This is a genomic window from Sphaerisporangium melleum (assembly GCF_014646695.1).
GTDB classification, from domain to species: Bacteria; Actinomycetota; Actinomycetes; order Streptosporangiales; family Streptosporangiaceae; genus Sphaerisporangium; species Sphaerisporangium melleum.
Map to the genome: position 1 here is coordinate 1 of NZ_BMNT01000084.1, position 7795 is coordinate 7795.

At 70.0% G+C, this 7795-nt stretch carries 6 protein-coding genes and 1 pseudogene; 3 read left to right on the top strand and 4 right to left on the bottom strand.

What is annotated here, in order from left to right:
• A pseudogene (locus IEY93_RS36875) lies at window positions 1–276 on the top strand (ATP-binding protein); the annotation flags it as partial.
• 133 nt (window positions 277–409) lie between these two features.
• On the opposite strand, the gene IEY93_RS36880 reads toward IEY93_RS36875, so the two are convergent.
• The 4 genes from IEY93_RS36880 to IEY93_RS36895 are packed head-to-tail and all read right to left on the bottom strand — an operon-like array spanning window position 410 to window position 3881.
• Window positions 410–1255, bottom strand: a complete 846-nt coding sequence (locus tag IEY93_RS36880; RefSeq protein ID WP_189167805.1) for an ABC transporter ATP-binding protein — start codon at window positions 1253–1255, stop codon at window positions 410–412.
• 9 nt (window positions 1256–1264) lie between these two features.
• On the bottom strand, window positions 1265–2125 hold the full coding sequence (locus IEY93_RS36885; protein WP_189167806.1) for an ABC transporter permease: 861 nt from the start codon (window positions 2123–2125) through the stop codon (window positions 1265–1267).
• Entirely contained in the window at window positions 2122–2895 is a 774-nt protein-coding gene (locus IEY93_RS36890) for an ABC transporter permease (protein ID WP_189167807.1), read from the bottom strand. Before IEY93_RS36890 ends, IEY93_RS36885 begins: the two co-directional genes overlap by 4 nt.
• Window positions 2892–3881, bottom strand: coding sequence for an ABC transporter substrate-binding protein (locus tag IEY93_RS36895; RefSeq protein ID WP_189167808.1), 990 nt, complete (start codon window positions 3879–3881; stop codon window positions 2892–2894). The genes IEY93_RS36890 and IEY93_RS36895 overlap by 4 nt, the downstream gene beginning before the upstream one ends.
• Before the next feature lie 568 nt (window positions 3882–4449).
• On the opposite strand from IEY93_RS36895, the gene IEY93_RS36900 reads away from it, so the two are divergent.
• Together IEY93_RS36900 and IEY93_RS36905 are read left to right on the top strand one after the other, a co-directional pair.
• Window positions 4450–7572, top strand: coding sequence for a sensor histidine kinase (locus IEY93_RS36900; protein ID WP_189167809.1), 3123 nt, complete (start codon window positions 4450–4452; stop codon window positions 7570–7572).
• A partial coding sequence (locus IEY93_RS36905) for a roadblock/LC7 domain-containing protein (protein ID WP_189167810.1) occupies window positions 7569–7795 on the top strand: 227 nt, incomplete at its 3' end. The genes IEY93_RS36900 and IEY93_RS36905, both read left to right, overlap by 4 nt.

A 7795-nucleotide genomic window follows, 5' to 3' on the forward strand; every position in this document is an offset into this window, starting at 1 on the left:
GTGGTGCTGGTGGACACGCGGCGTCTGGCCGACTGTTTCCCGGCGATCGACTACTTCGAGGAGGCCGGGCTGCCCTTCGTCGTCGGCATCAACGGCTGGGACGGCCACTACCCGCACGTCGATGACGAGGTCCGTGAGGCGCTCACCCTCGCCCCGCACATTCCGCTGGTGCGTACCGACGCCCGCTCGCGCGACTCGGTGAAGTCCACTCTCATCGCGCTGGTCGAGCACGCCCTGACGATGCGTGTGGCGGTCCCCGGCTGGGGAGGCCGCTGATCGGCACCGGCCCGCCTCGCGGATGGGAGGCGGGTACGGCGTGCGCCGGCCGCAGGACGCGGAGAAAAGAGGGGGCGCGGCCCGGGTGACCCGGGCCGCGCCCCCTCTTTCTCGTTCTCGCTTCGCCCGTGGCCTAGCCGGCCGCGGGCCGTTCGCCGCTACGGGAGGTGTCCTCGGCGTCCGCGAGGTTTTCCTCCTCGGTGGCGGGAGCCGCGGGATGCTCCTTGCCGCGCACCAGACGGCCGACCTCGGCGCGCAGGTGCACGAACGCGGGAAGCTCCCGCGTCGCGATCTGGTCGCGGGGGAAGGGCAGGTTCACCGGCAGCTCGCCGGCCACCCGGGCCGGGGCCTTGCTGAGCACCACCACCCGGTCGCCGAGATAGACGCTCTCATCGATGTCGTGGGTGATGAGCAGAATGGTCATGCGGTGGTCCTTGCGGACCTGGAGCACCAGATCTTCGAGGTCCTCGCGGGTCTGGGCGTCCACCGAGCCGAACGGCTCGTCCATGAGCATCAGTGAGGGGCGGTAGGCGATGGCACGGGCGATCGCCACCCGCTGTTGCATGCCCCCCGACAGCTCCCAGGGATACTTCCCCGTCGCACCGGCCAGCCCCACGGCGTTCAGCGCCTCGCCGGCCGCCGCGCGGCGCGCCTTCCGGTCCTGCCCCCGGCGGCGCAGCGGCAGGGCGACGTTCTCCTCGACGGTCATCCAGGGGAACAGCGAGCGGCTGTAGTCCTGGAAGACCACGGCCAGGTCCCCGGGGGTGTCGGTGATCTCGGTGTCCCGGATCCGGATGTGGCCCTCGGTCGGTTTGATCAGGCCGGCGATGGAGCGCAGCAAGGTGGACTTGCCGGCGCCGGAGGGGCCGACGACGCAGACCAGCTCGCCCTCGGAGACCTTGAGGTCGATCCCTCCCAGGGCTTGGTGGGCCTTCGGCCCCTCGCCGTACGTGTGACGCAGGTTGACGACATCGAGCACGATGGTTCCTCAGGTTGTCTGCCGGGCTCGCCGGTGCCAGGAAAGGACGCGGCGCTCCACGAGGATGAAGGACGCGTTCAGCACGTAGCCGAGGATGCCGAGCAGCACCACGCCCCCCCACATCCCGGGCAGGTCGAAGCTCTGCTGCTTGAACAGGATCAGATAGCCGATGCCGTCGATCGAGCCGACCAGTTCGGAGACCACCATGAGGATCACGGCGATCGACAGGCTCACCCGCATTCCGGCGAAGATCTTGGGCGCGGCGGAGGGCAGGATGATGCGGAAGAACCGCTGGGCCCGCGTGAGCCCGAACACCTTGGCGGTGTCGGCGTAGGTGCCGTCGAGGAACCGCGCCCCGTCGACGGTGTTGATCAGAATGGGCCAGACCACCGTGTACACGATGGTGGCCAGCTGCATCGGCGTGCCGATCTTGAAGAGGATCACGAAGAGCGGGATCAGCGCGGGTGGCGGCGTGGCCCTCGCGAACTCCACGATCGGGTTGACGTAGTCGTAGAGCGTGGCGGACCGCCCGAGGGCGATGCCCAGCGTGATCCCGATCAGGCAGGCGAGGATCCACCCGGTGAACAGCCTGCCGAGGCTCGGCCCGAAGTTCTCGATCGCCTCCTCGGTGAGGAACAGATCGCTCGCCGGGCCGGAGAACCACAGCTCGTGCATCCGGATGACGATCGCCGAAGGCGGGGGGAAGTAGAACGACTCCGCCTGCCGGGTGCCCAGCTCCCAGGCGACGATGGCGACCGGCACCAGCCAGACCCGCGTGAGCACCGCGGTCAGCGAGTGCCACCGGTTTCCCGGCGTGCGCGGCGTCGCGGCGTCGCCCTTGACGTTCTCGGGGGCCGTCGTGACGGTCATGCCAGGCCTCCGGACTTCACCACGTGCCATCGGAACGCCCACCGGTGCACGCGCATCAGCAGCGCGTTGGCGACGAGCCCGAGCAGACCGGTCCACACCGTGGCGGCCAGCACCAGATCGGTACGGAAGCCGGACTGGGCGCGCACCATATAGGTGCCGATGCCGTCCACGCCTCCGGCCAGCAACTCGGCGCTGACCGTGACGATCAGGCCGATCGAGGCGGCGATGCGCACACCGGTGAGCACGAAGGGCGCCGCGCTGGGCAGCGAGACCCGGGCCAGGACGGCCAGCCGGCCGAACCCGAAGCTGCGCAGGGTCTCCTTGGCGACGGGGTCGACGTCCCGCAGGCCGTACATGGTGTTGATGAGAATCGGCCAGATGGCGGCGTAGACGACGATCGTCATCTTGATGCCGTGATCCCAGGCCATGAGCAGAGTGACCAGCGGCAGCAGTACGACCGAGGGGATCGGCCGCATGAACTCGATCAGCGGCCGCACCGCGAGGTCGGCCTTGGGCAGGCTACCGAGCACCAGGCCGGCGGGGGTGCCGAGCAGCACCGCGAGGAGCAGCCCGCCTCCCCACACCGTGAGCGTGCCGCTGAGGTAGAACAGGAACTCGGGGTCCACGATCAACTCGAACGCGGCCTTCAGGACCGTGGACACCCGGGGGAGCAGCTTGGGGTCGATCAGGCCCGACCGTCCGACGAGCTCCGCGACGACCAGCAGGCCCGCGACGCCGACGACGCCGCGGGCCGTACGTGCTTTGATCATTGAGGCAGCGGCACCAGGAGCGGGGCCACGTCGAGCTTGCCCTTGAGGAAGCCGTACTCCTGCATGGTGTCGGCCACCCGCTGCAGGCGCGTCGCGTTCAGCGAGGTCGGGAACACGCCGAGCTTCATGACTCCGGCGACGTCGGGCTTGATGGCGGTGTAGTCCGGCAGTACGCCCTCGACCGCCTTGCGGTCGGAGGCCGCGACCTGCTGCCCCTTGAGGATCGCCCGCTGGAAGGCGGCCATGGTCTTGGGGTACTTCTTGGTCCAGTCGGAGGTGGCGGCCCACCCGGCGATCGGGAAGTCGGCCAGGGCGCCGGACATGGTGTCGGCGAGGACACGCGCGCCGCTCTCGCGCTGTATGTTGGTCAAGAACGGCTCGGGCAGCCAGGCGGCGTCGATCTCACCGGCGAGCAGCTTGGCCGGCATCTCGGGGAAGGCCATGCCGACCCACTGGACGCTCTTGGCCGGGTCGAGGCCCGCGGTCTTCAGGGTCGCGCCCACCGCGAGCTCGCCGACGCTGTTGCGGGAGGCGATGGAGACGCGCTTGCCCTCGAGGTCCTTGACGGTCTTGATCGGCGAGTCCTTGGGGACCACCAGGTCGATCACGTCCGGGCCGGCCTGGTAGGCGTCGGCGACGACGCGCCAGTCGCCCGCCTTGGCCTCCTGGGAGGAGAAGATGGAGAAGTACGCCAGCGCCGCCACGTCCAGGCTGCCGTTCATCAGCCGGGGGATGGTGGCCGCGGTGCTGGGCGTGATCTCCGTTTTGACCGTCAGGCCCACCTCCTTGAAGAATCCGCGCTTCTGTGCGATGTAGAGGGCGGAGTGGTCGGCGATCGCGGAGGTCGAGACGCTGATCGTCGTCTTCTCGAGTCCTCCGGCGTTGGCCGACGAGGTGGAGCCCTTGTCGTCGCCGCCGCTCCCGCAGGCCGCGAGTGCGAGGGTGGCCAGCAGGCCGATGGCGAAGGTACGACCCCTAAGTCTCATGGAGGTTGTCCTTTTAGTTGTGTGGGGGAAGAGTGCCCTGCCGGCCTCTGGGGAAGGCAGGAGGTGGCATGGCGAGCGTGAAGCCTAGCGGAGGAAGATCTGCGCTCACATGGATACGCGGCCTTTGTCAGGGAAGTTGTAAAAAATTCCACTTTTGTACTGATTGTCCGACTTCTTATGATTTGTCGGATTGGAACGGTGTAGCGGCCCATGAAAGCCGGCGGTGCGGTCCAGTGGCGCAGGCGCGGTGCTGTGATCTCGGGCGCACCCTCCGGGTGGGATCCGTCCTGCCCGAATAATGCTTTGGACCGTTCTAATTACCCATAGCTATTGGTTGACCTCGTAGGCTTATGCTCCAATTGCCCCTTGACTTGCCACGTGTAACACGCGCGTGGACTTCCCCCCAAGAAGCAGACCAGCTGGCGAGAGGTTGCGACCAGTGAGGACAGCAACAATCGAGAGCGGTCGCCGTACCACGCCGGACGCAGCCCAACAGCCTTCCGACCCGGGTGCGCCCACCGACCAAGCAGACAAGCCCGCACGGTCGTTGGCTCTGCGTAACTGGCGGGTGCGAACCCGTCTCATCGCGCTCATTCTGGTGCCCACCACGGTGGCCGTCCTGCTCGGTGGCCTGCGCGTGGCCACCTCGATACAGAGCGCGACCGAATATCAACGCGTCCGGACGGTCGCGGAGTTCGTCACCACACTGAGCGACCTGGTGTATCAGTTCGACCTGGAACGTGACCTGACGGCGAGGTTCGTCGCCAATGGCCGTCGCGGCACCCAGGCGCGCCTGCTCATCCGCGACCAGCAGAACGCCGTCGACGCGGCGGTGCAGCGGGTGCTCGACCGCAAGAAGGACGTCCAGTCGGAGCTCGGTTCGGCCGGCCGGCAGGAGTTCGACCGCGCTCTCGACCGCCTCTCGGAGCTGCACACCCTGCGGGACTTCTCGGTCGGCTCCTCGACGCAGCTCCCCGCGCTGCCCACGCTGCAGAAGTACAACTTCGTCATCGACGACCTGCTCGCGGTGTTCGGCGAGATGGTGCGAGGCAGCACCAACGAAGCGCTCGACTCCAGTTCCGCCGCCTTCACCGCGATGTCCCGCGCGGCCGAGCAGGCGTCCCGGCAGCGAGGTCTGCTGTCGATCGCGCTCATCGCCAGGGGATTCGACCAGAGCACGCTCAGCGCCTTCGAGACCGCCCGATCCCAGCAGGCCAGCGAGCAGAACGCGTTCCTGCTGCGCGCCACGCCGGCCGAGCGGCAGGCGTACTCCGACACCGTGAGCAGCCGGCAGATCGACGTCGCCGCCGCCATGGTGCAGCGCGCGCTCTTCCTCACCCAGCAGACCAACGCCGTGGCCGAGACGACCGGCACCCGGCAGCCGCAGGCCCGGGTGGTCCTCGACCTGGTGGACGGCACCGACGACGTGCAGAAGTGGTTCGAGGCCTCCAGTGACGGCCTGAACCGCATGCACGAGGCGCAGCGTGCGCTCGGCCGCTCCATCGTCGAGCGGGCCGGCGAGCTCGCCCGGGCCGACCAGAGCCAGGCCGCGGTCAACATCGGCGTCGTGGCCCTGCTGCTCATCCTGGTCCTGATCATCACCACCGTCATGGCCCGATCGCTGGTGTCCCCGCTCCGGCAGCTCCGCCGCGAGGCGCTGGAGATCGCCGGTCGGCGTCTGCCGGAAATGGTGCAGAAACTTCGCGAGTCGGAGGGCAACAGCGGCCCGCCGGACGTACGCCCGATCGCCGTGGCCTCCACCGACGAGGTCGGCGAAGTGGCCCGGGCCTTCGACGAGGTCCACCGGGAGGCGATCCGCCTGGCCAACGACGAGGCGCAACTGCGCAGCAACGTCAGCGCCATGTTCGTCAACCTGTCCCGGCGCACGCAGACCCTCGTGGAGCGGCAGATCACGCTGATCGACGGCCTGGAGCAGGGCGAGCAGGACGACAAGCGCCTCGGTGACCTGTTCCGCCTGGACCACCTGGCCACCCGCATGCGCCGCAACAGTGAGAACCTGCTGGTCCTCGCCGGCCAGGAGCCCGCTCGCCGCTGGAGCCAGCCGGTGCCGATACTGGACGTCGTGCGCGCCTCGCTGTCGGAGGTCGAGAACTACGAGCGCGTCGCCATGAACGTCCCCGGCGGTGTCTCCATCGTCGGCCAGGCCGTCAACGACGTCATCCACCTGCTCGCCGAGCTGGTCGAGAACGCCATCTCGTTCTCGCCCCGCGAGACCCGGGTCTCGGTGACCGGCAACCGCATCGACGGCGGCGGCGTGATGATCTCCATCACCGACGCCGGCATCGGCATGACCGACGAGGAACTGGCCCAGACCAACTGGCGCCTGGCCAACCCGCCGGTCGTGGACGTGTCGGTCTCCCGCCGGATGGGCCTGTTCGTGGTCGGCCGGCTCGCGCTGCGCAACGGCATCCGCGTGCAGCTCAGGCGGCACGACACCGGCGGCCTGACCGCGATGGTGCTGCTGCCGGAGTCGCTCATGGGCTCGGGTCACCCCGGCGCCGCCGGTCCGACCGGCCAGTCGCTCGCCGGCGCGGGCGCTCCGGCCGCCTGGTCGGCCACCGGACCGGCCACCAACGGGGCCGGCCTGTTCGGCGGTGCTCCCCAGGGCAACGGAGCCTTCGACGTGCCGGCCGGCGCGGGTGCCTTCGGCTCGTTCGCCGACCCCGCCCCGTTCGGCGGGCCCAACGGGGCGGGACCCATGGGCCCCACGACGGGAGGCGGCTTCGCCGGCCCCAACACCGGTCCCGGCTCGTTCGGCGGCCCGCCCACCGGTGGCTCGAGCGGCTACTACGGCCCCGGCTCCGGCGGTTTCGGCGGGCCCGCCACCGGTTCGGGCTTCGGCGGACCGCCGAGCGGCCCGACCTCCTTCGGTGGGCCGCCGAGCGGGCCCTCCTCCTTCGGGGGCCCGCCCACCGGTGGATACGGCGCTTCCGCCCCCGACCCGTTCGGCAACCCCGCCCCCGACCCGTTCGGCAACCCGGCGCCCGACCCGTTCGGCAACCCCGCGGCCGCGACGGGCGGCTTCGGCGGACCTTCGTCCTTCGGCGGGCCCGCCACCGGTGCGGGCTCGTTCGGCGGCCCGGCCACCGGCTCCGGATCCTTCGGCGGGCCCGGCTCGTTCGGCGGGCCGCCCACCGGGCCGGGCGCCGGTGGGGGAGAGACCCCCGGCCGGCTGCGTCCGCGCCGCTACGACTCCAGCGACCTGGACGCGGTCACCGGCCCGCTTCCGGCCGTCCACTCCTCTCCCATGGAGCAGGAGGAGGAGTTCCTGCCGATCTTCGCGTCCGTCGAGTCGGCCTGGTTCCGGAAAGCGGACAACGATCAGAGCAAGGACAAGGAGTCCGGCGGGTGGCAGCAGATCCCCGCTGACGCCGGCTGGCAGGCGGCGGCGGTCGTCCAGGAGCCGGTCAGGGACGGCACCACGTCCGCGGGCCTGCCCAAGCGCGTGCCCAAGGCCAACCTGGTGCCCGGCTCCGCCGGCAACACCGAGACCGCTTCGCCGCCGCCCGCCATGCCGGCGCTCTCGCCGGATCGCGCGCGCAGCCGTCTGTCCAGCTTCCAGCAGGGCATCAGGCAGGGCCGGGCGGTCGCCCGGGGCGAGCTCAGCGAGGACGAGGTGGCGTTCAGAGCCGACCTGCGGCGCATTCAGGGCGACAAGGAGGACAAGTGAGAGAACTGAGCCAGGCCGCCCGTGGAGTCAACTGGTTGATCACCGACTTCGTCCGGGGCGTCCCGGGGGTGGCGCACACCGTGGTGGTCTCCTCCGACGGGTTGCCACTGGCGTATTCGGAGGGGTTCCCCAAGGACCGGGCCGACCAGCTCGCGGCGGTGGCCGCGGGTCTGATCAGCCTGACCCAGGGTGCCTCCCGGGTGTTCGAGGGTGGCGCGGTCAC